The organism is Pseudomonas sp. MONT-RG-20F-20-E-7-02, from assembly GCF_022662395.1.
Classification (GTDB): domain Bacteria; phylum Pseudomonadota; class Gammaproteobacteria; order Pseudomonadales; family Pseudomonadaceae; genus Aquipseudomonas.
Genome location: NZ_JAKNQN010000001.1, coordinates 1,166,272 through 1,191,318, shown reverse-complemented (window position 1 = coordinate 1,191,318; position 25,047 = coordinate 1,166,272). Strand labels below are relative to the sequence as shown.

Sequence of the window (25,047 nt, the reverse complement as noted above, 5' to 3'; positions counted from 1 at the left end):
CTCATGACCTAAGTGGCCCACAGGATTAAACCACAATGCGGCTAGAGTTCGAGCTCTACTGTTTGCTAAGAAGACTCCCATGACTCAACGCGCCCTCTCCTTCGGCTTCTGGCTGGTGCTGCTGACCGTGCTCATCGCCCTGCCGCGCCTCACTCTGGACTTGCACCTGCCAGCGCTGCCCACCATGGCCGACCGCTTCCGCGCCAGCGACAGCCGACTGCAACTGACCCTCACGGTGTATGCGATCGGCTCGGCGATATCCCTGCTGGTCAGCGGCCCGTTGACCGACCGCTTCGGCCGTCGTCCGGTATTGTTGGCGGGCCTGTTCCTGTACGTGGTCGCGACCGTGGTCTGCGCACTCGCCGACAGCCTTGAGGTGCTGATCGTTGCGCGGCTGTTCCAGGCCTTGGGCGGTTGCTGCACCACGGTGATTGGCCGAGTGATCGTGCGCGACTATTTCGATCGCGACCAACAAGCGCGCCTGCTAGGGCTGATCTCCATGGCCATGGCCATCTCGCCAATGGCTGCGCCGGTGCTGGGCAGCCTGATGCTGCCCTTTATCAACTGGCGCGGGCTGTTTGCAGTGCTCGGCGTGATCGGCGCAGGCTTGTACCTCACGGTGTATCGGCGCCTGCCGGAAACCCGCCCACCGCAAGTCGCCGCCGCGCCGCCGAGCAACCTGCTGCGCCTCTATAGCCAACTGCTGCGAGACCGCTATTTCCTGCGTTACTCCCTGGCAATCGGCTGTGTGTACAGCACGTATTTCCCGTTTATCAGCGAGTCTTCGGCCCTGCTGCAACGCGGTTACCACCTGTCTGCCACGGCTTACGCGCTGGTATTTGCCGCGACGATCAGCGGCTACATGCTCGGCGCGAACCTGTTCCGGCGCCTGGTGCTGCGTTTTGAACCCGACCGTTTGATCAGCGCCGCCATCGCCTTGAATGTGCTCGGTTGCGTGATGCTCGCAGGCGCCACCGTCGCGATGCCGCAGGCGTGGCTGGCGATTGTGCTGCCGATGGTGGTGATCATGGTGTCGGTGGGGATGGTGATTCCAGCGTGTCAGCTGTCGGTGTTGCAGCCGTATGGCGCGATTGCCGGGACGGCGTCGGGGTTGTTCTTCTTCACCCAGATGTTTCTCACTGCCGTGAGCAGTTGGGTCACCGGGTTGTTGTCGGACGGTACGTCGCTGCCCTTGGTGATCATGACCTCGGTGGCGAGCGCACTACTCATCACCAGCTGGCTGACACTACGCCAAACCAAATGTGGGAGCGGGCTTGCTCGCGAAAGCGGCGTGTCAGTCAACTCATGAGTAACTGACACACCGCCTTCGCGAGCAAGCCCGCTCCCACAGGGGACCGAGCCAGGCTCAGGTTTAGTGCATGAAGATCGCGATCAGAATGATGACCGGGATAGGCACACCGAGGAACCACAGCAGTAATGAGCGCATGATGTTCTCCTTAATTAACGAACGTAGTTTTCAGTCTCGACATACACCACGGCATCCCGACGGCGACCGCCGAAGGTGGCTGCGAAGCTGGCGAAGAACGCACCGATCAGCAGGGTGATGAAGGTCCAGAGCGAAGTGTAGGCCGCGACTTTCGCTGCGGTATCGGCGGCTTGCTTGGCTTTGAGCTTGGCGTCTTCAACGGCTTTACGGGCGTCGCCGTAAACCTTGTCGATGCGCGCTTCGGCGTCGGCCTGGCTGAGGTTGGTGCGCTGGCTGATCAACTGGGCCAGGTAGGCACGGTCTTCAGGGGCCAGTTGGCCATCGTTGCTCAGGGTACGAGTGAAGATGCGTGCTACGACGCCATGCACCGCGTCATCGCTGACGGCCGCTGGGCGGTCATCGCGAAACAGACTGTCGACGTAGTAGTCAAAATCGCCGCTGTTGGCGCCTTTGGCTGCGCTGCCTGCCGCCTGGGTCAAGCCACTGGCCGCACCGGCAGCCACGCCTGCACCGGCTTTAACGCCGCCGCTGATCACACTGCTGACCGAACCGACCACCAGCATGGCGGTGACCAGCGTGGCAACGGCCCACGCGAGGAACCCATGGGCGGTGTCGCGAAAGTACACCTCATCGCCGTGCATACTGGCCCACTTCACGCGCAACCGACCGGCGATATAACCGCCCAAGCCCGAAGCGACGATCTGGGTGAATGCCAGCCAAACAATCGTGGAAATGCCAAGCCCCTTGGCGCTGATACCGCTGTCGGCCCACGGCGACACCGCCGAAAAGCCCAGGCCGAAACCCAACAGCACGAGGATTAACGAGAGTGCAGCCGCCGCAGCGGCCCCGGCGAAAATCGCCCCCCAGGAAACCCCGGAGAGCGAGCTTGACTCTTGCAGCGTGGATGAGGATGTGATCATTGTTGTTTTGCTCCCGGCAGGAAAAATAGTGTTACAAGTCTCAAAAGGGACAGTGCAGGCACCATGCCAGTCCGACTAAAAAATAAACTTCTTATATTTCAACAAGATATAAATTTTGAACTAACTTGAACCATGCAAGTTGCAAGAAATGACCGCCAAGAGCGGGCGTTATGCAATCTCACTTCAAACAGCATCCCTGTGGGAGCTGGCTTGCCTGCGATAGCGGTCTACGAGGCAAACAATGTGTAACTGACACACCGCCATCGCAGGCAAGCCAGCTCCCACAGATTCAGGCAGCGCCAATGAAACTTGTGTCAGTTTTGCCAAGATGAAGTTTAATTTAGGAAGCGTTCAGGCATTTCTTGGCAAAATGCCCCCACTTCTAGTGTGTATCGCTCACCAGGTAATCCTATGACCCGTATTTTGACCATCGAGGATGACGCCGTAACAGCCCGCGAGATCGTCGCCGAGCTGAGTAGCCATGGACTGGATGTGGACTGGGTGGACAACGGCCGTGAAGGCCTGGTCCGTGCTGTGAGTGGTGATTACGATCTGATCACCCTCGACCGAATGCTGCCGGAACTCGATGGCCTGGCCATCGTCACGACCCTGCGCACCATTGGGGTGTCGACGCCGATCCTGATGATCAGCGCCCTCTCCGACGTCGACGAGCGCGTGCGTGGCCTGCGTGCCGGTGGCGACGACTACCTGACCAAGCCCTTCGCCTCCGACGAAATGGCCGCCCGCGTCGAAGTGCTGCTGCGCCGCAAAAGCACGGTCAAGGAGTTCGAAACCGCCCTGCGCGTGGCCGACCTCGAACTGAACCTGATCAGCCGCGAAGCCAGCCGCGCCGAACAGCCGCTGAGCCTTTTGCCCACCGAATACAAATTGCTCGAATTCCTGATGCGCAACACCGGGCAGATCCTGTCGCGAATGATGATCTTCGAAGAAGTCTGGGGTTATCACTTCGACCCAGGCACCAACCTGATCGATGTGCACATCGGTCGCCTGCGCAAGAAAATCGATCCACCGGGCCTCACGCCGCTGATCCGCACGGTACGAGGTTCCGGTTATGTCATTGCTGAACCCCTCTAAGGGCTGGCGCTCCTCCAGCAGCCGCTTGCTGGCGCTGTACAGTTCGCTGTTTGTGGCCTGGAGTTGCATCCTCATGGGGGTGCTGTATTACGAAGTGTCGGGGTATCTGGGCGACCTTTCGCGTCACTCGCTGATGCAGCGCCAGCACCTGTTCCAGCGCTTCGACGGCGAAGAACTGGTGGAAGCCCTGACCACCAGCATGACCTTCGACATGAAGGGCGTGGACGCCTACGGCCTGTTCGATGAGCAATTTCGACCGCTGAGCGGGCCGATCCGCGCCGTGCCGCCCGACCTGCCGCTGGACGGCAAGATCCACGCGCTGGCCAATTGTGTCGACTCCAACGACCCGAAACTGCCCAAGGACAGCTGCGACGCCGTCGCGACCCACACCGAAGACGGCCGCTGGCTGGTGCTGGTGCGCGCCAACGGTTCGCTGTTTGGCGTGACCCGCATTATCTGGCATGCCCTGCTGTGGGCGCTGTCATTGACGATTATCCCCGGCGCGGCCGGCTGGCATTTGTTGCGCCGTCGCCCACTGCGGCGTATTCGCGGGATTCAGGCAAGCGCCGAGGCCATCGTCGCCGGTGACCTGACGCACCGCCTGCCGCTGTCCGACCGGCGTGACGAACTGGACATGCTCGCGGCCATCGTCAACGCAATGCTCGACCGTATCGAGAAGCTGATGAACGAGGTCAAGGGTGTGTGCGACAACATCGCCCACGACCTGCGCACGCCGCTGACCCGCTTGCGCGCGCACTTGTACCGCATCAAGCAGGAAGCAGAACAGGACTCGGCCTACGCGGTAAAACTCGACGACGCGATCGCCGAAACCGACACCCTGATGGCGCGCTTTCGCGGGCTGTTGCGCATCTCGGAGTTGGAAGACCACCAGCGCCGCTCAGGCTTCCTGGTAATGGACCCGCTGCCGCTGTTGCGCGAACTGCACGACTTTTACCTGCCGCTGGCGGAAGAAGGCGAATTGCAACTGCGCCTCGAAGTGCCGGATTCGCTGCCGTGGATCACCGGCGACCGCGCGCTGCTGTTCGAAGCCCTGGCCAACCTGTTGAGCAACTCGATCAAGTTCTCGCCACCGGGCGGCGAAGTGATCTTGCGCGGGGTCAATGATGCCGGCAGCACGCGTATCGAAGTGCACGACTCGGGTCCGGGCATTCCGGCAGCGGAACGCGACGCGGTGTTCCAACGGTTTTATCGGGTGGATGAAAGCGACCAGCAAGGCGGCTTCGGGTTGGGCTTGTCGATTGTGGCGGCGATCATCAATTTGCACGGGTTCAAGCTGGAAGTCGGCAGCAGCCAGCAAGGCGGCGCGTGCCTGGTGCTGGAGTGTCGGCAGCAGTTGATGCCCGAAGCCTGAAGAAACCCCGATGATCGTCCCCACGCTCCGCGTGGGAATGCAGCCCAGGACGCTCCGCGTCCCCAACGCGTGACGCAGAGCGTCACAAGAGGCATTCCCACGCAGAGCGTGGGAACGATCATCAAGCCGGGAAGTTAGCCCGCAGCGCCTCAAGCCCACCGCTGTACACCCCGGTAAACAGCTCTTCCACCGCCGCGTCCGTACTCCCCGCCGCTGGGGTAAACACGCCGGACCAAGTGACTTTCGCCGACGCCTCCGTCAACGCCTCAACCTGCAACGTCGCCAGGTAAGCACTCACCGGAAACGGCGACTGCTCGATGGTGTAGTTGTAAGTGCGCGCCACATTATCAAAGCTCTGCAGACGCTCAACCACCACGCCGCCATCCGCCGTTTCCAGATGCCGCACACGCCCGCCGTCACTGGCCTCGCTCTTGACGATAAACGGCAGCCAGTCCGGCAGCGCGTTGAAGCCGCCAATCAATTGCCAGACCTGATCGGCCGAAACCGGAACCTCAATTACAGAAGAAGCTGTCGCCACAATAAATACTCCAAAAAAATAACAAGAATTCAGATCGCCATGCTGTCGACAACACCACCGTCGACGCGCAATGCGGCACCTGTGGTTGTAGAAGACAGGGGTGAAGCAATGTACGCCACCAGGTTCGCCACTTCATCCACATTCGCCGCGCGCTGGATGATCGAGGTTGGCCACGAGTTAAAGCGGCAGAGGTGCGCGCGCCGAAATCAGCTGTGCATCGCGCAGCGCCTGCCAGAAGGCTACCGGAATCTTCTCTGACGTCGCCGCCTGCATCCGCGCCGGTTTCACCCCGCAAATCCCCATGGAGGCCAGCGAACCATTCACGGCGTTGGGCCTGGTGGCCTCGGGGTTGGGCCTGGCGATGGTACAAAAAGGCCTGAGCCGCAACGCCCCGCCCGGCGTGATGCTGCGCGAGTTGCCGTGGCTGAGCTACACCACACCGCTGTGGGCGGCGTGGCATCGGGTCAATTTGCGGCCGTTGGTGGAAACCTTCAGGAAGGTGTTGACTGAGCCCCAGGGTTGATCCGAGGCGCCCCGTAAACCACGGCACGCCCCCTATGCCAGCATCTTCGGCTGCTTGCCGTAGTACATGAGCGTGTCACAGTCTTCGTGGCGATAGGTGTCGTGACGCTCGTAGTAGTTGTACACCACCGAGAGCTTTTGCTCGGTCACCGTCGGCTCGCTGTGGTGCAGGGTTTTGCGGCCCTGCATGATCAACAGCGAGCCTTTGGTGGCGTAGATTCGGCGGTACTGGATCCAGGGTTTTTCCTGGCGGGGGTGATGACGCTCGATCTGCATGCACAGCGGCGCTTCCTGGTTGGTGGTCAGGAACAGCAGGACGGTAATGCCGTTGGTGTCGTAGTGCAGCCCAAGGGTGCCGCCACCGGGCGGATCGGCCCTGATGTTGATATCACAGAGAGGGTACGGCGACACCACGGTGTCGGTGTGGGTGATGAGGCTGATCAGCGGCACTAGGCTGTGGTAGATCGCGGTCAGTTCCGGCACATAACGCCGGATATCGTCGCCGTTGAAAATGTGGTGGTTGTACACGCCACCCAGGTCCGACACCGCATCGGTGCCCGGCCCTTGGTGCTTCACCCAGTCGACGCCCTGCACCGCCATGATACTGTTGACCCGTCTGGCGAGCGTATCGCAGAGCTCATCGGGGATCAGCCCGCCGATGACGGTGGCGAGGTTGTAGAAGTAATCGTGACGGTGTTGATTGATATCGAACATAAGCATCCTCCCTGGACAAAGTTGTGCGGGGCGGAATTTACGTAAAGATTCCAGGGCTGGTAACTAACCGTACGGTCAGTAGTCAACCCGTCGCAAAAGTGCCGTGGAAAAGACCCTTCATCCTTTCCACATCAGCGCCTGTCGGTTACACGCCGCATGCTTCGCGCAGCCGCAACCACACCATGCCCAGCGCCAGCAGCGGCGAACGCAATGCCTTGCCGCCCGGAAAGGTCATGTGCGGCACCTGGCTGAAAATATCCAGGCCCTGGCTGTGACCGGCATGAATGGCCTCGGCCAACAACTTTGCGCACCAATGCGTCACGTTAAGCCCATGCCCGGAATAGCCTTGGGCGTAGAACACATTCGGGTGCTGTTGCAACCGCCCGACTTGGGGAAAACGGTTGGCGGTGATGCCGATCATGCCGCCCCACTGGAACTCAACGGCGGTGCCTGCCAGCTGGGGGAATACCTTGAGCATCTTCGGTTGCATATAGGCAGCGATGTCCGCCGGATCACGCCCGGAGTAGTGGCAGGCGCCGCCGAACAGCAGACGCCGGTCGGCAGAAAGCCGGTAGTAATCGAGCCCGACTTTCTGGTCACACAGCGCCAGGTTTTGCGGGATCAATTGCTCAGCGACGGCTTCGGATAACGGCTCGGTCGCGATGATGTAACTGCCGGCCGGGAGGACCTTGCCGCTCAAGCGTGGCTCAAGTTCCTCAAGATGCGCATTGCACGCCAGCACCAGATTGGCGGCGTGCACCGTGCCACCGGCGCAACGCACCTGCGCGGTGTCACCATGGATCAGTTCCAGTACTTGGGTGTGCTCGAAAATCCGCACCCCGAGGGCTTCTGCCACCTGCGCCTCGCCCAGCACCAGATTCAGCGGGTGCAGGTGCCCGGAGCCCATGTCGACCAAGCCACCGGCATAGGCCGCCGAGTCGACAACCTGATGCATATCCTGTGGGCCGACCAGGCGGGTTTCATGGCCGTATCCAAGCGCCGCCAGGTGTTCCTGCTCGCCCTTGAACGCGGCGAACTGCGCCGGGGTATTGGCCAATTCGCAAAAGCCCCAGCGCAAATCGCAGGCAATGCGGTGCTGACGAATGCGCTCGCCCACCAGCGCCACCGACTCAATACCCGCCCGTTCCAGGTAACCCACGCCCTCCTCGCCCACGTACTTGGCGAACCCCGACACGTCATGGCCGATGCCGCGAATCAACTGCCCGCCGTTGCGCCCGCTGGCGCCCCAGCCGATGCGCCGGGCCTCCAGCAGGATCACCGAGAGCCCGCGCTGGGCCAGCTCGATGGCGGTGTTGACGCCGGTGAAACCACCACCGATCACACACACATCGGCGCTGAGGTCGGCGCCCAGCGATGGGCGCTCAGGCATGGCGTTCGCCGAGGCCCGGTAGTAAGACCGGGCGTGGTCTTGGGACTGGATCATTTATTGGTCTTCACTTTGCTCCAGGCGCGGGTCATCAGGCGCATGGTCGCCGGGGTTGGCGTGGTGGAAATATAGAGTTTGTCGAGCACTTCCTGGGACGGGTACACCTCAGGGTTGTTCACCAGCTCCGGGGCCATGAACGGCTTGGCGGCCGGGTTGGCGTTGGCATAGCCCACCGAGGCACTGACCTTGGCGATCACTTCGGGGTCGAGCAGGTAATTGATAAATGCATGGGCTTCTTTGGGGTTGCTCGCGTCGGCGGGAATCGCCAGCAGGTCGAACCACAGGTTGGAGCCTTCCTTGGGAATCGAGTAGGCGATATTCACGCCGTTCTTGGCTTCCTTGGCGCGGTTGGCGGCCTGGAACACGTCGCCGGAATACCCGAACGCCACGCAGATATCACCGTTGGCCAGATCGGAAATGTACTTGGAGGAATGGAAATAGGTGATGTACGGCCGCAGCGTCAACAGCTTGGCCTCGGCCTGTTTGTAGTCTTCGGCGTTCTCGCTGCGCGGGTCCTTGCCCATGTAGTTGAGGATCGCCGGGAACAGCTCATCCGCCGAATCGAGGAAGGCGACGCCGCACTCGTGCAGCTTCTTGATGTTCTCCGGCTCGAACAACACCGCCCACGAATCGATATGGTCGATGCCCAGCACCTGCTTGACCTTGTCGACGTTATAACCGATGCCATTGGTGCCCCACAGGTACGGCACCGAGTGGGCGTTGCCGGGGTCGTTTTTCTCCAGCAGCTTGAGCAACTTGGGGTCGAGGTTCTTGAAGTTGGGCAGCTGCGAGCGATCCAGCTTGAGGAACGCGCCGGCCTTCACCTGGCGGGCGAGGAAGTGGTTGGACGGCACCACCACGTCATACCCGGTGCGGCCGGCGAGCAGCTTGCCTTCCAGGGTTTCGTTGGAGTCGAACACGTCATAGATCACCTTGATCCCGGTCTTGGCCTGGAAATCGGCCAAGGTGGTCTCGCCGATATAGTCGGTCCAGTTATACACACTGACCGTCGGCGCGGCCTGGCCGGCACTGCTGAACGCCGCCACCAGGGCCAGCGGGAGAAGCTTTTTCACAAGACGCATATCGACACCCCTTTAGTTTTTTAGACGCTCAACAGCAGGAACTCACGCTCCCAGGAACTGATCACCCGCTTGAAATTCTCGTGCTCGGCGCGCTTGACCGCGACGTAGCCGCGCACAAACTTGTCGCCCAGGTACTGCTTGACCGTGTCGCAATCCTCCATCCGCGCCAGGGCGTCTTCGAGGGTGAACGGCAGGCGCAGGTTACGGCGCTCATAAGCGCGGCCTTCGACGGCGGCGCTCGGTTCGATCTGCTCGATCATGCCCAGATAGCCGCACAACAAGCTGGCAGCAATCGCCAGGTACGGGTTGGCATCCGCGCCCGGCAGGCGGTTCTCCACGCGCATTGCGTCGGGGCTGGAGGTCGGCACGCGCAGGCCGACCGTGCGGTTTTCTTCGCCCCACTCGACGTTGACCGGCGCCGAGGTGTCCGGCAGGAAACGGCGGAACGAGTTCACGTTGGGCGCGAACATCGGCAACAGCTTGGGGATGTACTTTTGCAGGCCACCGATGTGGTGCAAAAACAGTCGGCTCATGTTGCCGTCGGCGTCGACAAACACCGGCTTGCCGGTGGCGATCTCCACCACGCTCTGGTGCAGGTGCATGGCGCTGCCCGGCTCATCGGCCACCGGCTTGGCCATGAAGGTCGCGGCCACATTGTGCTTCAGCGCGGCTTCGCGCAGGGTGCGTTTGAACACGGTGATCTGGTCGGCCAGGTCGAGGGCATCGCCGTGGCGGAAGTTGATTTCCATCTGCGCCGGGCCGTCTTCGTGGATCAGCGTATCGAGGTCCAGGCCTTGCAGTTCGCACCAGTCATAGACGTCTTCGAACAGTGGGTCGAATTCGTTGGCGGCGTCGATGGAGAACGACTGGCGACCGGTTTCGGCACGACCGGAACGGCCCACCGGGGTTTTCAGCGGCAGGTCCGGGTCTTCACAGCGCTGGGTCAGGTAGAACTCCATTTCCGGCGCCACAATCGGCTGCCAGCCCTTGTCGGTGTACAGCTGCAGAACCTTTTTCAGCACGTTGCGCGGCGACAGCTCAATCGGGTTGCCCTGCTTGTCAAAGGTGTCGTGGATCACGATGGCGGTGGGCTCGATGGCCCACGGCACCACATACGTGGCGTTGGCCACTGGGCGGCAGATCATGTCGATGTCGGCCGGGTCGAGCAGGTCGTAGTAGATATCGTCGTCGACAAAGTCCCCGGTTACCGTTTGCAGCAACACACTTTCCGGCAGGCGCATGCCTCGCTCATGCAGGAACTTGTTGGTGGGCGCAATCTTGCCGCGTGCGATGCCAGTCAAATCACTGATCACGCATTCGACTTCGGTAATCTTGTGTTCTTTCAGCCAGGCGTGCAGCTGATCGAAGGGGGCGTTCATAAAGACCTCGTCATGGGTTGGGTGCATGCGCCGGCTTGTACTCTCGGCGCATTGAGGTCTATCTTGGGCCAGCCTTGAAACGGCATCTATCCACTTTGCACGAACCACAACGCACCAATAGAGTGCGCACGGATCACCCATGACACAGGCAACAGCTTTGCGCGTACAGGCCTTCACCACCGGTGATGTGGCCGCTCAATGCAGTGCGACACCCGGTTGGGTGCAGCAGTACCAGCAGATGTCCCCAGGGCATTTTGCCGGGCAGATTCGCTACCTCGACCTGCAAGGCGTCGAGGTCTACGAGGAATGCATGAACACCCGCGTGGAGCAGCACTTCAACGCGCCGCCCGGCTCGTTGGCATTCTGTTTCGACGGCAGCGACAACGCGCTGTACATGCTCAATGGCGAAAGCCGCAACACCTGGATCACCCCGGAAAACTACCGCGAAGTGGCTGTGGTGTTCGGCCCGCAATTCGTGCAGCGCCATGGCCTGGATGTGGCGAAACTCGAAGGCCTGTTCATGGCGCCGCTGACCTGCCAGCAGAATGCGCTGTTCACCCGCTGGCTCAGTGGCACCCTCACCCGCCTGGCCGCGACCGTCGACCCGATCAGCCGCGATGCGCTTACCCAGCAACTGCTCGATGACTGTCTGTTTATCCTCGACAACGCCTGCGTATGCCTGGACCGTAGCTCGTTGCAACGGCGCAGCGAAGAACGCCGGTTGATGGCACGTATCGGCGAATGGGCGGCGGACGCGCCGGACGAAACCGTCAACCTGCTGGAACTCGCGCAGATTGCCGGCGTGCCATTGCGCCAATTGCAGCAAGGCTTCAAGACCTACACCGGCATGAGCCCGGCGCAGTGGCTGCGGCTGCGGCGGCTGAATGGCGCGCGGCGCGAATTGCTGACCGCAGCCGACACCACCGTGGCCGAAGTGGCGATGAACTGGTCGTTCTGGCATTTGGGGCGGTTTTCCAACAGTTATCGGGCGCTGTTCCAAGAGCTGCCCAGCGAAACCCTCAAACGCTCTTGCTGAAATGTAATCCCCTGTGGGAGCTGGCTTGCCTGCGATGCAGACACCTCGGTCCATCAGGTACACCGAGTTGATGCAATCGCAGGCAAGCCAGCTCCCACACTTGATGCTGCGACATGACAGAACCCTTCTCAATAACTTGTAAAACCTCACACATACCCCTAGCTTATGCGCCCTCTCCGCCCCGCGCTTATAGGCCCTGCCCCATGGTTTTGCGTTTTCGTCCTGTCGTCACTTCACGTTTCGCCCTCGGCCTGCTGCTCAGCGGTGGCATCGGCAACAGCCTGGCAGCCGAGATAGAACTGCCGGCGGTGAACGTCCAGGGCCAGGATGAGTCCGGGTATCGCGCGGATACCGCCTCGGTCGGCGGCTTCAACGAAGCCCCGCTGCTCGACACCCCCGCCTCGATCACCGTGATCAACGCCGCCATGCTCAAGGACCAACAAGCCCGCCTGCTCAGTGAAGTGCTGCGCAACGATGCCTCGGTTGGCGACAGCTATGCCCCCATCGGTTACTACGAAAACTTCGTGGTGCGCGGTTTCTCGTTGAATGCAGCGAGCAGCTACAAGATCAATGGGCGCACCATCACCGGCGAGCAGAACGTCGCCCTCGAAAACAAGCAGCAAGTGGAAGTGCTCAAGGGCCTGGCGGGCTTGCAGAGCGGGATTTCCGAGCCCAGCGGCGTGATCAACTACGTGACCAAGCGCCCGGAAGATGTGCGCTCAGTGACGGTGTCCACCGATGACCGTGGCAGCGGTTACATCGCCACCGATGTCGGCGGCTGGTTTGGCAGCGAACAGCAGTTTGGCCTGCGCGCCAACGTCGCCCATGAAGACCTTAATTCCTATGTGGAACACGCCAATGGCCAGCGCGATTTTGTGTCGCTGGCCTTCGACTGGAACATCAGCCCCGACGCCGTGCTGCAACTGGATGCGGAGTACCACAACAAACAACAGCGCTCGGTGCCGGGTTATCAGCTGCTGGGCGGCACTGAGGTGCCGCACGATGCGTCGCCGAAGAAACTGCTGGGGCACCAGAGTGGTTCCCATCAGGTGGGAATCGACTCGCTGAACCTTAATGGCAAGTTTGAATACCGCTTCAGCGATCAGTGGAAAGGCAGCGTGAGCGCTGCGCGCAGCAAGGTGGTGATTGATGATTACAGTTCGTTTGCCTGGGGCGGCGACACCCAGGGCGTCGGCAATTACTTCACCCCCGAAGGCAACTACGACATTTACGACTACCGCAGCCCCGACGACACCCGCCGCGACGATGAAGTGCAGGCGGCCATGACCGGGCTGTTCGACACCGCAGGTCTGGGCCATGAACTGACCTTCGGCACCAGCGCGTTTCGCCGTGTGATCGACAAGCGCAAATCAGTCAACGAGTGGATCGGCAGCGGAAACATCAACGAAGACGCCCCGACTTTCACGCCCACCGACAAACCGCTGAACGACAGCCACCGCAACCTCGATAGCCGCCAGTACGGCCTGTTCGTCACCGACCGCATTCGCTTCAACGAGCAATGGCAAACCATTCTTGGCGGCCGCGAAGTGCGTCTGGATGAAAAAGCCTTCGATGAGAACGGCACCGAAGCGCGCCACACCCAGCAATACGTATTCCTGCCCCAAGCCGCGCTGATCTACAAGCCGATTGAAAACATCTCGCTGTACACCAGCTACAGCAAAGGCCTGTCACTGGGCGGCACAGCACCTTGGTTTGCCACCAATCAAAGTGAAACCCTGGCCCCAACCGTCTCACGGCAACTCGAAGCCGGGGTGAAATACGACTGGCGCCGCATCAGCTTCGCCGCCGCCGTATTCCAGACACGCCAAGCCTATCAATACGCAAAACCGGAAGATGGCAAGTTCACCTACGTACAACAAGGCCAACAGAAAAATACCGGCCTAGAACTCTCCGCCAATGGCTGGGCCACCGACCGCCTGCAGATTGCAACGAGCGTGGCGGCGATTCGCGCACGGGTAAACGACAGCGGCACGCCGGACTACGAAGGCCACCAGGCGATCAACGTGCCCAAGCTGCGCGCCAGTGTGTACGCCGATTATGCCTTGCCGTGGGTCAATGGCCTGGCCGTGCTGGGCGGCGTGCAATACACCGCCAAGAAGTACGCCAACCGCACCGGCAATGTGCAGGTGGGGGATTATGCGGTGGTCAATGTCGGCAGTCGTTACACCACCAGGGTTGACGGCTATGAAACGGTGTTTCGCCTGAGCGTCGACAACCTGTTCGACAAGCGCTACTGGCGCGACGCCGGCGAATACATGGGCGATGACTACCTGTTCCAGGGCGCGCCGTTGACGGCGCGCTTGAGTGCATCGGTCAACTTCTAGTTACTTGGGCATCTTGCGAAAGCCCACCGCCAGGCGGTTCCAGCTGTTGATGGTGGCAATGGCCACGCTGAGGTCGACCTGTTCTTGCGCGCTGAACTCGGCGGCGAGTGCGTTGAAGTCTTCATCGGGAGCATGGGTCTGGCTGATCAGCGTCAGGCTTTCGGCCCAGGCCAGCGCGGCGCGCTCACGCGGGGTGAAGAACGGGGTTTCACGCCAGGCGGACACGGTGTACAGGCGGCGCTCGGTTTCGCCGCCCTTGCGGGCGTCGGTGGTGTGCATGTCGAGGCAGAAGGCACAGCCGTTGATTTGCGAGACGCGCAGGCGCACCAGTTCCAGCAGCGGCAGCTCGATAGACAGTTTGCCGACGGCGGTTTCCAAGGCGAGCATGGCTTTCATGGCGTCTGGGGAAGCGGTGTAGAAATCGGTACGGGTTTGCATGGTGATACTCCAGAACGGTGGGGATTGGTCGCTAGAGTAGGCACCGTGGCGGTCATGAGAAATATCCAATTACGGGGAAGATCAGGTAGCCAATGGGTGCCTGCATCGCAGGCAAGCCAGCTCCCACAGAAAAGCGGATCTTCATTGCGTTGAAGTGAGTTATCCCCCAAAAGTCTGCGAAGGCCGGCGCAGCGTCGGATCAAACGGGTTGATCCTTGGCCCGATCGCCGCCGCCTCACGCTTGAGCAACTCCACCACCATCGGTAACCGGCTCGGCCCCAGGCGATCACTGATGGTCGCCACACTCAACGCCGCCACCGCGTGCCCATCGCGGTTGAGGATCGGCACCGCCAACCCCGCCATGCCTTCCAGCACCCCCGTGTTGCGTGCCGCGTAGCCCAGGCGCCGCACATTCTCGACCTCCGAACGCAGCAGCACCTCGTCATACAGGTGAAAGTCCTTGAGCCGTGGCAGGTTGTAGCGGATCACCGTTTCCCGCTCTTCCTCGGGCAAAAACGCCAGGATCGCCAGACTGCCCTGCCCCACGCCGAGTGCCACGCGGCCACCGATGTCGCCGGTAAAGGTGCGGATCGGGTACGGCCCTTCGCTGCGGTCCAGGCAGATCGCATCAAAGCCGCTGCGTGCCAGCAGGAACAAGGAATCGCCCAACGACGCACTCAAGCGCAACATGCTCGGCCGCACCAGGTCGCGCAGGTTGCCGGTCTTGCCCGCGTTTGCCGCCAGGGCGAAGAACTCCAGGCTCAGGCGATAGCGCTTGCTGCGCGCGTCCTGCTCGACCATGCCTTCGTCCATCAGGCTGCGCAACAGACGGTGGGTGGTCGGTTGGGAGAGGCCGACCTGTTGCGCCAACTGGGTCACGCGCTCGCCGCCTTCCGGCACTTCGCCCAGGGTACGCAGCAGCGCGAACAAACGCGACACGCTGCCGGCACCGACTTCTTTGCCGCTGTCATTCCGCTCAGTGGAATCCATAACACTTAATCTCGGTATAAATTCTGGTGAATGAATAAATCTGAAAATAATAGTCCGTTGAGTGAAATTCCATCTTCCGCCCATCCTAGTCTTCGTCCTAATCTGCGTCCACAGGGGCGAAATGAACAACAAACGGCAGCCGACTCAAGATCGAGCGCCAACGCACCGGCAACACCTCATTCGCATCTGCCCAAAACAAAAAAGCGCGTTACGACGCGACTCAAAAAAGGTGGAACGCAGACATGGCATTTCTCCAACTCAACGCCTTGAGCAAACGCTACGGCGCCGTCGATGCGGTGGTCGCCACCGACCTCGCGGTGGAAAAAGGCGAGTTCGTTTCCCTGCTCGGCCCCTCGGGCTGCGGCAAAACCACCACCTTGCAGATGATTGCCGGCTTCGTCGACGTGAGCGGCGGGCAAATCCTGCTCGACGGCCGCGACATCACCCACGCCAAACCCGCCAGCCGCGGCTTGGGCGTGGTGTTCCAGAGCTACGCACTGTTCCCGCACATGAGTGTGCGCGACAACGTCGCCTTCGGCCTGAAGATGCGCAAAGTGCCGGCTGCCGAGATCGCCAGCAAGGTCAAAACCGTGCTGGAACTGGTGCGCCTGGCCCCACACGCCGAGCGCTACCCGCGTGAGCTGTCCGGCGGCCAACGCCAGCGCGTGGCCCTGGCCCGCGCGCTGGTGATCGAGCCGCCGGTGTTGCTGCTGGATGAACCGCTGTCCAACCTCGACGCCAACCTGCGCGAAGAAATGCAGTTTGAAATCCGCCGCATCCAGTGCGCCGTGGGCATCACCACCTTGATGGTCACCCACGACCAGGCCGAGGCGCTGTCGATCAGCGACCGCGTGGTGGTGATGCAGGCCGGGCGCGTCACGCAGATCGACGCGCCGTACACGCTCTACGAACACCCGCGCACGCGCTTCATTTCGGACTTCGTCGGCAAGGCCAACCTGCTGCCCGGCGACTACGACGAACTCGGCACCCCGCAAGTACGCCATGCCAGCGGCGACGGCGAGCTGATCCTGAGCCTGCGCCCGGAAAAAATCACCTTGGTGGCTGCCGGCACTGGTCGCGTGCAAGGCAAAGTCCTCGACAGCTACTTCTTCGGCAGCCAATGGCTGTACCGCGTCCACACCAGCCTCGGTGAAATCACCGTGGTGCGCAGCAACGACGGCAGCGCGCCGCTCGGCTGCGGCGCGGCGGTGGGCCTGGACTGGCACGCCGGCTTGCTGCGCGTGCTGGCGGCAGATGAGGTGCACGCATGAGTCGCGGTTATCTGTTGTCGTTGCCGGCCCTGGCGCTGTTCACCGGGCTGTTGATTCTGCCGCTGATCATGACGCTGGTGCTGTCGTTCAACGTGTTCGACTACCAGGTCGGCGTGAAGGCGGATGAGTGGACCTTCGCCCATTACCTGTCGCTGTTCAGCGATTCTTACTTCTACGAGATCTTCTGGCGCACCTTCTGGATCAGTGCACTGGTGACCTTGCTCTGCGTGGTGATTGGCGTGCCCGAGGCCTACATCCTCAGCCGCATGGGCACACCGTGGCGCTCGATCTTTCTGATTCTGATCCTCACACCGCTGTTGATTTCGGTGGTGGTGCGCGCCTTCGGCTGGAGCTTGCTGCTGGGTGCCGACGGGCTGGTCAACCAAGTGATCCAGGCGCTTGGCGGACGCCCGGTGAAACTGCTGTACACGCCGTTTGCAGTGATCATCGCGCTGGTGCACGTGATGCTGCCGTTCATGATCATTCCGGTGTGGACCTCGCTGCAAAAACTCGACCCGTCGGCGGAACAGGCGGCGCTGTCGCTGGGCGCCAGCCAGGCTACGGTGATGCGCAAGATCGTGTTGCCGCAGGTGATGCCCGGCGTGTTGTCCGGCACCTTGATTGTGTTCGGCCTGGCGGCCAGCTCGTTTGCGATCCCCGGCCTGCTCGGCGGGCGGCGCCTGAAAATGGTTGCCACGGTGGTGTACGACCAGTACCTCTCGGAACTCAACTGGCCCATGGGCGCGACCATCGCGGTGGTGCTGCTGTTGGTCAACCTGCTGATCATGCTGAGCTGGAACCGCATGGTCGAAAGCCGCTACAAAAAGTCCCTGGGGGTTTAAGCGCATGTCCAGAAACGGTCCTTTGGCCCTCGGCTTTCACGGCCTGGTGGTGCTGTTCATGATGGCGCCGCTGGTGGTGGTGTGCCTGGTGGCCTTCACCCCGGAAAACACCTTGAGCCTGCCCACCTCGGGCTTCTCGCTGCGCTGGTTTCGCGCAGTGTTCGAGCGTGCCGACTTTATCCAGGCGTTCTATAACAGCCTGATCCTGGCGTTCACCGCCGCCACCTTGGCCACGCTGATCGCAGTGCCGGCAGCCCTGGCGATCAGCCGTTATCAGTTCCCGGGGCGCAACTTTTTCAGTGCGTTATTCCTCTCGCCGATCATCATTCCGCACCTGGTGCTGGGCGTGGCGATGCTGCGTTTGTTTGCGCTGATGGGTGTGAATGGCAGCTTCACCTGGCTGATGCTCGCCCACGTGGTGATCATCACGCCGTACGTGTTGCGCCTGGTGCTGGCGGCGGCGATTGGCATTGACCGCAGCGCCGAACAGGCGGCGGAGTCGCTGGGCGCCAGCCGCTTTACGCTGTTTCGCCAGATCACCTTGCCGATGATTTTGCCCGGTGTGGCCGGCGGCTGGTTGCTGGCGTTCATCAACAGTTTCGATGAAGTGACGCTGTCGATTTTCGTCAGCTCGCCGGCCACGCAAACCCTGCCGGTGCGCATGTACGTGTACGCCACCGAGTCCATCGACCCGATGATGGCGGCTGTGTCGGCGCTGGTGATTGCGCTGACCGCCGCGACGATGATTCTGCTCGACCGGGTCTACGGCCTGGACCGCGTGCTGGTGGGGAAACATTGATGGCGCTGTTCAAACGACTGGCCGAAACCCAGCGCCCGGCGGTGGCCTTCACCCTGGATGGGCAACCGGCCACGGGCTTGCTCGGCGACACGTTGCTGACCGCCGTGCTGACCTGCGCCGAGCACCTGCGCGGCAGCGATTTCAGCGCCGAACGCCGCGCCGGTTTCTGCCTGATGGGCGCCTGCCAGGATTGCTGGGTGCGCCTGGCGGATGGGCGCCGCGTGCGCGCCTGTTCGACGTTATTGGAAGAAGGCCAGGCGATCAGCCGTGATCCGGGGCGCCACGCATGAAGCCGATTGTGATTGTGGGCGCAGGCCCGGCCGGCATCAGCGCGGCGCGCACCCTGCTCGACCATGGCATCAAGCCTTGCCTGGTGGATGAAAGCCTGCGCGGTGGCGGGCAGATTTATCGGCGCCAGCCTGCCAATTTCCAGCGCTCGGCCAAGCAACTCTATGGCTTTGAAGCCAGCAAGGCCGAGGCCGTGCACCGCACGCTGGATGAGCTGGCGCCATTGATCGACTACCGCCCGCAAACCCTGGTGTGGAACGCCGAGGACGGGCGCCTGGACATGCTCAACGACGGCCGTGCCGAGAGCCTCGAGTATGCGCAGATTATCGTCGCCACCGGCGCCACCGACCGCATTTTGCCAGTGCCCGGCTGGACCTTGCCCGGCGTCTACAGCCTCGGCGCGGCGCAGATCGCCTTGAAGTATCAAGGCTGCGCCATCGGTGAGCGCGTGGCGTTTTGCGGCAGCGGGCCGTTGCTGTACCTGGTGGCGTATCAATACGCCAAGGCTGGGGCCAAGGTGGTCGCGGTACTCGACAGCGCACCGTTCAGCGCGCAATGCCGCGCCTTGCCGGCGCTGCTCGGGCAGCCTGTGACCTTGGCCAAAGGTGTGTATTACCGCGCCTGGCTCACGGCCCATGGCGTTCCCGTGCATCAGGGCGCGACACTCACGCAGATCGATGGCGAGCAACGCGTCAAAGGTATTCGCTGGGGCGAGCACGTCTTGGACTGCGATGCCGTGGCCTTCGCCCATGCCTTGCGCAGCGAGACGCAACTGGCGGATTTGCTCGGCTGTGAGTTTGCCTGGAACAGCTTGAACCGCGCCTGGCTGCCACAACGCGACAGCGCGGGGCGCAGCAGCATCAACGACGTTTACCTGGCAGGCGATGGTGCCGGGATCATGGGCGCCGATGCCGCGCAGATGGCCGGTGAGCGCGCGGCATTGGCGGTATTGGCAGACGCGGGCATTGCCATTGATCAGCGCCGCGCCGCCGTCCTTGAGCAGCAATTGGCGAGCATCCAACGCTTTCGCCATGGCCTGGAAACCGCCTTCCCCTTCCCCGAGAACTGGGCCGCGCAGGCGCCGGATGCGCTGATCCTGTGTCGCTGCGAGGAAGTCAGCGTCGGCGATGTGCGCGCCGTGGTGGATGAAGGCCACTGGGAAATCAATCGGGTCAAAGCCCATTGCCGCGTTGGCATGGGCCGCTGCCAGGGGCGCATGTGCGGGTTGGCGGCGGCGGAAATTGTCGCTGAACGCAGTGGCCGTGAAGTTGAAAACGTCGGGCGCCTGCGCGGCCAGGCGCCGATCAAGCCGCTGCCGTTTGGCGTGGAGGTGCAGCCATGATCGACGCGATCGTATTGGGCGGCGGCATCGTCGGCGCGTCGGCGGCGTTGATGCTGGCGCACAAAGGTCAGCGCGTGGCGTTGGTGGAGCGCGACTTTTGCGGCTCGCATTCCAGCGGTGTGAACTACGGCGGTGTGCGCCGTCAGGGTCGGCCCTTGCATCAATTGCCGTTGTCGCAGCGCGCTCACCAGCTGTGGGCGGACTTGCCGGGGTTGATCGGCATCGACGGCGAGTACGTGCGCTCCGGGCATTTGAAGTTGGCGCGCAGCCATGCGGATTTTGCCGCGCTGCAAACCTATGCCGAGCACACCCGAGGCTTTGGGCTGGGCTTGCAGTTGCTGGATCACGCCGAGCTGCGCGCGCGGTTCCCGTGGGTCGGCGATATCGCGGTCGGCGCTTCATTGTGCCCTGAAGACGGGCACGCCAACCCGCGTCTGGTGTCGCCGGCCTTTGCCCGCGCTGCGCAGCGTCATGGCGCCGATGTCTACGAGCAGGCCGAAGTGATTCGAATCGAACACGACGGCCAGCAATTCCAAGTGCATTGCGCCAACGGCCTGCACCTGCAGGCGCCATGGCTGCTCAACTGTGCCGGCGCGTGGGCCGGCAGCGTTGCCGCGCAATTTGGCGAACCGGTGCCGATCACCTCGGCGCACCCGGCGATGCTGGTGACCGAGCCACTGCCGGTGGTGATGAACGTGAGCACCGGGGTTGAAGGTGGCGGGATTTACGCGCGCCAGGTCGCCCGTGGTAATTGCATCCTCGGCGGCGGCCGTGGCTTTGCGCTGGGCCCGCTGACGGCGCGTCCGGGGCAGGCGGCGGTGCTGCAGATTTTGCGCAACGCCGGCGAGTTGTATCCGTTTCTCAAGGGTGCCCAGGCCATTCGTACCTGGAGCGGCACCGAAGGTTACTTACCCGATCATGAACCGGTGATCGGCCCCAGCAGCACCCAACCTGGCCTGCTCCACGGTTTCGGCTTTGCCGGCGCCGGGTTCCAGCTCGGCCCGGCGGTCGGTGAAGCCCTGGCAGAGATCGTCTGCAGCGGGGCCAGCCGCCAACCCATCGAAGCGTTTTCCATCCGTCGTTTCCAAGCCTGAGAGGAAAAACACCCATGCACACACGTATCGCGCTGTCCTGCTTGACCCTCGCGTTGCTCGCCTCCACCGCGCATGCTGCGCCCACGCTGTACCTGGGCATGAACGGCGGCACCATGGAGCGGGTGTACGCCGACAAGGTGCTGCCCGCGTTCGAAAAGGCCAATAACGTCAAGGTGGTGATCGTGCCCGGCACCTCGTCGGACATCCTCGCCAAGGTCCAGGCCAACAAAGACAACCCGCAGATGCACGTGATGTTCCTCGACGACGGCATCATGTACCGCGCTATTTCCATGGGCCTGTGCGACAAGCTCACGCCGAACCCGACCCTGGAGCAGATCCCGGCCAAGGCCAGAATCAAGGACGAAGCCGTGGCCGTGACCCTGGGCGTCACGGGCCTGGGCTACAACGCCAAGATGTTCAAGGAGAAAGGCTGGGCGGCGCCCACCTCGTGGATGGACCTGGCCGACCCGCGCTTCAAAGACAAGGTGGTGTTCCAGTCCCTGGCCTCCTCGACCTTCGGCCTGCACGGTTTTTTGATGTTCAACCGCATCCAGGGCGGCTCCGAGACAAACGTGGAGCCGGGCTTCAAGGCCTGGCCAAAAACCATCGGCCCTAACGTGCTGGAATACATCGCAAGCTCGGCGAAGATCTCGGAGATGGTGCAAACCGACGAAGCCGCGATCTTCCCGCTGACCCCGACCCAGGTCACCACGCAGAAACTGCTCGGCATCCCGATGGAATATGCGCAACCGAAGGAAGGCGCCGTAGTGCTGAACGTGGCCGAATGCGTGATCGCGCGTAACGACCAACCGGAACTGGCACAGAAACTTGCGGCCTTCTTGCTGACCGCCGAAGCCCAGGCGCCGGCGTTGGAGGAAGGTGACCAGATTCCGTCGAACCCGACCACGCCGACCACCGATAAAACCCGCGCGCGGGTGGAGGCCATGCAGGGTTACCTGCAGACGGCGATTTCGATCGATTGGGACCAGGTGAATCAGGCACGACCGGAGTGGAATGCGCGCTGGAGCCGCTCGATCGAGCGCTGATGATCGTTCCCACGCTCTGCGTGGTAACGCCGCCTGGGACGCTCCGTGTCCCATCACACGAGTGACGCGGAGCGTCACGGGATGCATTCCCACGCGGAGCGTGGGGACGATCACTTGGGACCAGATCAGTCAGGCCTGATGATCGTTCCCACGCTCTGCGTGGTAACGCCGCCTGGGACGCTCCGCGTCCCGTCACACGAGTGACGCAGAGCGTCACGGGATGCATTCCCGCGCGGAGCGTGGGGACGATCAGGGGGTAATCGGCAGCGCGCGTTTGTGCGCGGTCTTGCTGTAGGCGCCTTCCACAATCGCCCTCACCCGCTCACTCACCGGCTCGCCCATCAAGTAGGCATCGATCTCGGCATAGGTGCAGGTGTAGGCATGCTCGTCCAACTTGCCCGGGGCCAAGTCTTCCAGGTCGGCGGTCGGCGGTTTGTGTACCAGGTTGGCCGGTGCGCCAAGCGATGCGGCCAACAGGCGCACCTGGGTCTTGGTCAGGCCCGACAACGGTGCCAGGTCACAGGCGCCGTCGCCGAATTTGGTGAAGAACCCCATCAACGCTTCGGCGCCATGGTCGGTGCCGACCACCAAACCGTTGTGCAGGTTGGCCACGGCGTACTGCGCGATCATCCGCGTGCGTGCCTTGACATTGCCCTTGATGAAGTCCACATGGGCGGCGCTGGTTTCAGTGGCGGTGAGGCTGGCCATCAGGCCGTCGACGCTGGCGGCGATGTTCAGGGTGTCGATATGGTCCGGGGCGATAAAATCCAGCGAGGCCTGGGCATCGCTTTCATCGGCCTGAGTCTTGTACGGCAGACGCATGGCGATAAACCGCGCAGGGTAGTCTTCGCCACGCAACTGCTCCACGGCCAACTGGCACAAGCGGCCCGCCGTCAGGGAATCGACACCGCCGCTGATGCCCAGTACCAGGGCCTTGCAACCGGAATGGCGCAAGGTGGTCTTGATGAAGTCGATACGCCGTTGAATCTCCTGCGGCTCCCCGCCTTTGACCAGCTTACGGTTGATATTCAGTTCCTGTGCGATACGTTCTTGCATGTCACACCTCCACATTGCCGACATTGAACACCTTCGCCGCGTACTGCAAAAACGAGGCGTCTTCGCAGACGTTCTTGATCGGGTCATCGGAAAACTTCACCACCGGCTCGCCGTGCACGCGCACCAGCTTCATGACGATACTCAGCGGCTCCACACCCTCGACATCGCAGGCCAGACTGGTGCCCATGCCAAAGCCGAACCTGGCCTTGCCACGGATGTGCCGCAGGATCGGCAGGCATTTTTCGAAGTTCAGGCCGTCGGAAAACATCAGGTCCTTGGTCATCGGGTCGATGCCCAGCTGTTTGTAGCGCGCCAGGACTTTGTCGGCCCAGGCGATAGGGTCACCGGAGTCCTGACGCAGGCCGTCGTAGAGCTTGGCGAAGTACAGGTCGAAATCCTTGAGGAAAAAATCGGTGCTGATGCAGTCGGTCAAGGCGATGCCGAGGCGACCACGGTATTCGCGCACCCAGTTTTCCAACGCCGCGTTCTGGCTTTCGCGCAGGCGCCCCAGTTGCTGGTGCACCATCAGCCATTGGTGGGCCATGGTGCCAATCAGTGGCAGGTCGAATTCGTAGGCCAAGTGGGCGTTGCTGGTGCCGATGAATTGGCCAGGAAAGTCACGGCGCATGATGTCCACCACTTCACGCTGGGCCTTGAACGACAGGCGCCGGCGCGTGGAGAAGTCGGAAACGCGCAGGTCGGCCAGCTCGTCGCGGCTGAGGTTTTTCTCCAGCCAGTCGAACTTCTGGTAGAGCTTGCGGGTGACGTCTTCGAGGCTCACGTCGGGGTATTTGTCGCGGTTGCGCAACTCGCTGACCAGCGCCAGCACCGGCTGCTCGAACATGATGCAGTGCAGCATCGGCCCGACCACGCGGATGTTCAGTTGGCCGTCGACTTCGCTGACATGGATGTAGCGCAGGTTGAAGCGGAACAGGCCCAGAAAGCGCTCGTAATCCGGAGTCAGGTATTCGCGAAAGCGTGGGTTGAACAGAAAGCGCAACTCGCCTTCGCGCATGTGCAGGCCGGCGAGTTTTTCCAGTTCGTCGCGCAACTGCGGGATCAAGTGGCCGAGTTTTTCCTTGGAACGGACGATGAAGTTGTATTCGACGTCGACATTCGGGTGCTGGTGCAACACGGCCTGCATCATGGTGAAGGTGTAGTAGTCGGTGTCGAGCAAGCCTTGAATCACCGGAGACTCGTAGTCGTAGGCACTTTCCATGGTGTTTCTCCTTAACGCGTGGCCATCGCGGCCAGTTCTTCGCGGGTGCTGCTGATGACAGCACCGGCCTTGAGCAACTCATTCACCGCCTGTACGCCGCCCTCTTCGCTGATACCTCGGCAAGCCGGCAAGTGCAGGACCACCTCCAGGCCAGCCTTGAGCAGTTGCAACGCGGTGGTCTTGACGCAGTAGTCCAGGGCCAGGCCACCGACGATCACGCGGCGCACGCCTTGGGCTTTCAAATACTCGATGACGCCAGTCGACAGTTTGTCGTGCAGGTCGTGGTAGCAGGCACCGTAGGGGTGCAGGTCGGGTTCCACACCTTTCCAGATGAAGTAGTCGTAGTCATACGGCGTGGGCAGTTCATCCAGCAAGGTAAACCCTTCAGTGCCCGGCACGCAGTGGCTGACCCAGGTGACATCGGCGTGAGCAAGGCCAGTGGGCTGCAGCATCTCGCTGTGCTGCGTGACCACCCACGGGGCATGCGGGGTGTGCGCGTCTTTGCTGCCGACGCGATGCCCGGCCAGGCTGGCCATGTAGTTGAGCTCGGCACCGATCTGATCACCGCCCACCACCGGCAATTCGTTGGGGCACAGCGGCGTGAAGCTCTTCTGGGCATCGACGTCGAATGAAGCAATGGCAGTTTTCGCGAGGGTCATGGCGGTTCTCCTGTGGCCTGGAAAAAAAAGTACACGTCATGTACTTTCATTGCAAGAAACATTTAGTTATCTATGCTGGAGCCAGTACATGACATATCTGTTCGAT

The 25,047-nt window shown here is 61.9% G+C and carries 23 protein-coding genes and 2 pseudogenes; 13 read left to right on the top strand and 12 right to left on the bottom strand.

Features of this window, described 5'->3' with window-relative positions:
* Window positions 1-79: 79 nt before the first annotated feature.
* A complete protein-coding gene (locus L8I05_RS05470) occupies window positions 80-1,309 on the top strand; it encodes a multidrug effflux MFS transporter (protein ID WP_242167459.1) in 1,230 nt (409 codons plus the stop codon).
* A gap of 152 nt (window positions 1,310-1,461) precedes the next feature.
* Here L8I05_RS05470 and L8I05_RS05465 read toward each other — a convergent pair whose 3' ends face one another.
* Window positions 1,462-2,367, bottom strand: a complete 906-nt coding sequence (locus L8I05_RS05465; RefSeq protein ID WP_242167458.1) for a hypothetical protein — start codon at window positions 2,365-2,367, stop codon at window positions 1,462-1,464.
* 411 nt (window positions 2,368-2,778) lie between these two features.
* On the opposite strand from L8I05_RS05465, the gene L8I05_RS05460 reads away from it, so the two are divergent.
* A complete protein-coding gene (locus L8I05_RS05460; protein ID WP_003219726.1) occupies window positions 2,779-3,462 on the top strand; it encodes a response regulator transcription factor in 684 nt (227 codons plus the stop codon).
* On the top strand, window positions 3,440-4,834 hold the full coding sequence (locus tag L8I05_RS05455) for a HAMP domain-containing sensor histidine kinase (protein WP_242167457.1): 1,395 nt from the start codon (window positions 3,440-3,442) through the stop codon (window positions 4,832-4,834). Before L8I05_RS05460 ends, L8I05_RS05455 begins: the two co-directional genes overlap by 23 nt.
* A gap of 121 nt (window positions 4,835-4,955) precedes the next feature.
* On the opposite strand, the gene L8I05_RS05450 is transcribed toward L8I05_RS05455, so the two are convergent.
* Together L8I05_RS05450 and L8I05_RS05445 are read right to left on the bottom strand one after the other, a co-directional pair.
* Window positions 4,956-5,372 (bottom strand): SRPBCC family protein, encoded by a 417-nt coding sequence (locus tag L8I05_RS05450; RefSeq protein ID WP_242167456.1) that lies wholly within the window; start codon window positions 5,370-5,372, stop codon window positions 4,956-4,958.
* Window positions 5,373-5,401: 29 nt separating this feature from the next.
* Window positions 5,402-5,551 (bottom strand): annotated as a pseudogene (locus L8I05_RS05445) (SDR family oxidoreductase); the annotation flags it as partial.
* 80 nt (window positions 5,552-5,631) lie between these two features.
* Between L8I05_RS05445 and L8I05_RS05440 the strand changes: the two are divergent.
* Window positions 5,632-5,895 (top strand): annotated as a pseudogene (locus L8I05_RS05440) (LysR substrate-binding domain-containing protein); the annotation flags it as partial.
* 32 nt (window positions 5,896-5,927) lie between these two features.
* Here the strand turns inward: L8I05_RS05440 and L8I05_RS05435 are convergent.
* The 4 genes from L8I05_RS05435 to L8I05_RS05420 all read right to left on the bottom strand — a co-directional run bounded on the left by L8I05_RS05435 (window position 5,928) and on the right by L8I05_RS05420 (window position 10,516).
* On the bottom strand, window positions 5,928-6,608 hold the full coding sequence (locus L8I05_RS05435; protein WP_242167455.1) for a hypothetical protein: 681 nt from the start codon (window positions 6,606-6,608) through the stop codon (window positions 5,928-5,930).
* Window positions 6,609-6,753: 145 nt separating this feature from the next.
* On the bottom strand, window positions 6,754-8,052 hold the full coding sequence (locus L8I05_RS05430; RefSeq protein ID WP_242167454.1) for an FAD-binding oxidoreductase: 1,299 nt from the start codon (window positions 8,050-8,052) through the stop codon (window positions 6,754-6,756).
* Window positions 8,049-9,137: a polyamine ABC transporter substrate-binding protein gene (locus tag L8I05_RS05425; protein ID WP_177018226.1), complete on the bottom strand. Its 1,089-nt coding sequence runs from the start codon at window positions 9,135-9,137 to the stop codon at window positions 8,049-8,051. The genes L8I05_RS05430 and L8I05_RS05425 overlap by 4 nt, the downstream gene beginning before the upstream one ends.
* A 20-nt stretch (window positions 9,138-9,157) precedes the next feature.
* A complete protein-coding gene (locus L8I05_RS05420) occupies window positions 9,158-10,516 on the bottom strand; it encodes a glutamine synthetase family protein (RefSeq protein WP_242167453.1) in 1,359 nt (452 codons plus the stop codon).
* Between the two features lie 139 nt (window positions 10,517-10,655).
* Between L8I05_RS05420 and L8I05_RS05415 the strand changes: the two genes are divergently transcribed.
* Window positions 10,656-11,552: a helix-turn-helix domain-containing protein gene (locus tag L8I05_RS05415; protein WP_242167452.1), complete on the top strand. Its 897-nt coding sequence runs from the start codon at window positions 10,656-10,658 to the stop codon at window positions 11,550-11,552.
* Window positions 11,553-11,755: 203 nt separating this feature from the next.
* Entirely contained in the window at window positions 11,756-13,897 is a 2,142-nt protein-coding gene (locus L8I05_RS05410) for a TonB-dependent siderophore receptor (protein WP_242167451.1), read from the top strand.
* Here the strand turns inward: L8I05_RS05410 and L8I05_RS05405 are convergent, their stop codons facing one another.
* Both L8I05_RS05405 and L8I05_RS05400 read right to left on the bottom strand, forming a co-directional pair.
* On the bottom strand, window positions 13,898-14,335 hold the full coding sequence (locus L8I05_RS05405) for a carboxymuconolactone decarboxylase family protein (RefSeq protein WP_159957336.1): 438 nt from the start codon (window positions 14,333-14,335) through the stop codon (window positions 13,898-13,900). It abuts the gene before it with no gap.
* A 159-nt stretch (window positions 14,336-14,494) separates the two neighbouring features.
* Complete coding sequence (locus L8I05_RS05400; protein WP_177018234.1) at window positions 14,495-15,325, bottom strand: IclR family transcriptional regulator; 831 nt, start codon at window positions 15,323-15,325, stop codon at window positions 14,495-14,497.
* Between the two features lie 242 nt (window positions 15,326-15,567).
* Here L8I05_RS05400 and L8I05_RS05395 point away from each other — a divergent pair, with 242 nt between their 5' ends.
* From L8I05_RS05395 to L8I05_RS05365, 7 genes are read left to right on the top strand one after another with little or no spacing between them, the layout of a single operon-like run.
* The gene (locus tag L8I05_RS05395; RefSeq protein WP_242167450.1) at window positions 15,568-16,596 is read left to right on the top strand and encodes an ABC transporter ATP-binding protein; all 1,029 of its coding nucleotides are present in this window, start codon (window positions 15,568-15,570) and stop codon (window positions 16,594-16,596) included.
* Window positions 16,593-17,438 (top strand): ABC transporter permease, encoded by an 846-nt coding sequence (locus L8I05_RS05390; RefSeq protein ID WP_242167449.1) that lies wholly within the window; start codon window positions 16,593-16,595, stop codon window positions 17,436-17,438. Before L8I05_RS05395 ends, L8I05_RS05390 begins: the two co-directional genes overlap by 4 nt.
* A 4-nt stretch (window positions 17,439-17,442) precedes the next feature.
* A complete protein-coding gene (locus L8I05_RS05385) occupies window positions 17,443-18,237 on the top strand; it encodes an ABC transporter permease (protein WP_053256614.1) in 795 nt (264 codons plus the stop codon).
* Entirely contained in the window at window positions 18,237-18,527 is a 291-nt protein-coding gene (locus tag L8I05_RS05380; protein WP_242167448.1) for a (2Fe-2S)-binding protein, read from the top strand. The genes L8I05_RS05385 and L8I05_RS05380 overlap by 1 nt, the downstream gene beginning before the upstream one ends.
* Entirely contained in the window at window positions 18,524-19,867 is a 1,344-nt protein-coding gene (locus L8I05_RS05375) for an FAD-dependent oxidoreductase (protein ID WP_242167447.1), read from the top strand. Before L8I05_RS05380 ends, L8I05_RS05375 begins: the two co-directional genes overlap by 4 nt.
* On the top strand, window positions 19,864-20,961 hold the full coding sequence (locus tag L8I05_RS05370) for an FAD-dependent oxidoreductase (protein WP_242167446.1): 1,098 nt from the start codon (window positions 19,864-19,866) through the stop codon (window positions 20,959-20,961). The genes L8I05_RS05375 and L8I05_RS05370 overlap by 4 nt, the downstream gene beginning before the upstream one ends.
* Before the next feature lie 14 nt (window positions 20,962-20,975).
* Window positions 20,976-22,007, top strand: coding sequence for an ABC transporter substrate-binding protein (locus L8I05_RS05365; RefSeq protein ID WP_242167445.1), 1,032 nt, complete (start codon window positions 20,976-20,978; stop codon window positions 22,005-22,007).
* Between the two features lie 249 nt (window positions 22,008-22,256).
* On the opposite strand, the gene nadE is transcribed toward L8I05_RS05365, so the two are convergent.
* Genes nadE through L8I05_RS05350 form a run of 3 tightly spaced genes read right to left on the bottom strand, consistent with a single transcriptional unit; the run spans window position 22,257 to window position 24,941 of the window.
* A complete protein-coding gene (gene nadE, locus L8I05_RS05360; protein WP_242167444.1) occupies window positions 22,257-23,063 on the bottom strand; it encodes an ammonia-dependent NAD(+) synthetase in 807 nt (268 codons plus the stop codon).
* A 1-nt stretch (window position 23,064) separates the two neighbouring features.
* Window positions 23,065-24,282: a nicotinate phosphoribosyltransferase gene (gene pncB / locus L8I05_RS05355; protein WP_242167443.1), complete on the bottom strand. Its 1,218-nt coding sequence runs from the start codon at window positions 24,280-24,282 to the stop codon at window positions 23,065-23,067.
* Window positions 24,283-24,293: 11 nt separating this feature from the next.
* Window positions 24,294-24,941 (bottom strand): nicotinamidase, encoded by a 648-nt coding sequence (locus tag L8I05_RS05350; RefSeq protein WP_242167442.1) that lies wholly within the window; start codon window positions 24,939-24,941, stop codon window positions 24,294-24,296.
* Window positions 24,942-25,047: the final 106 nt, after the last annotated feature.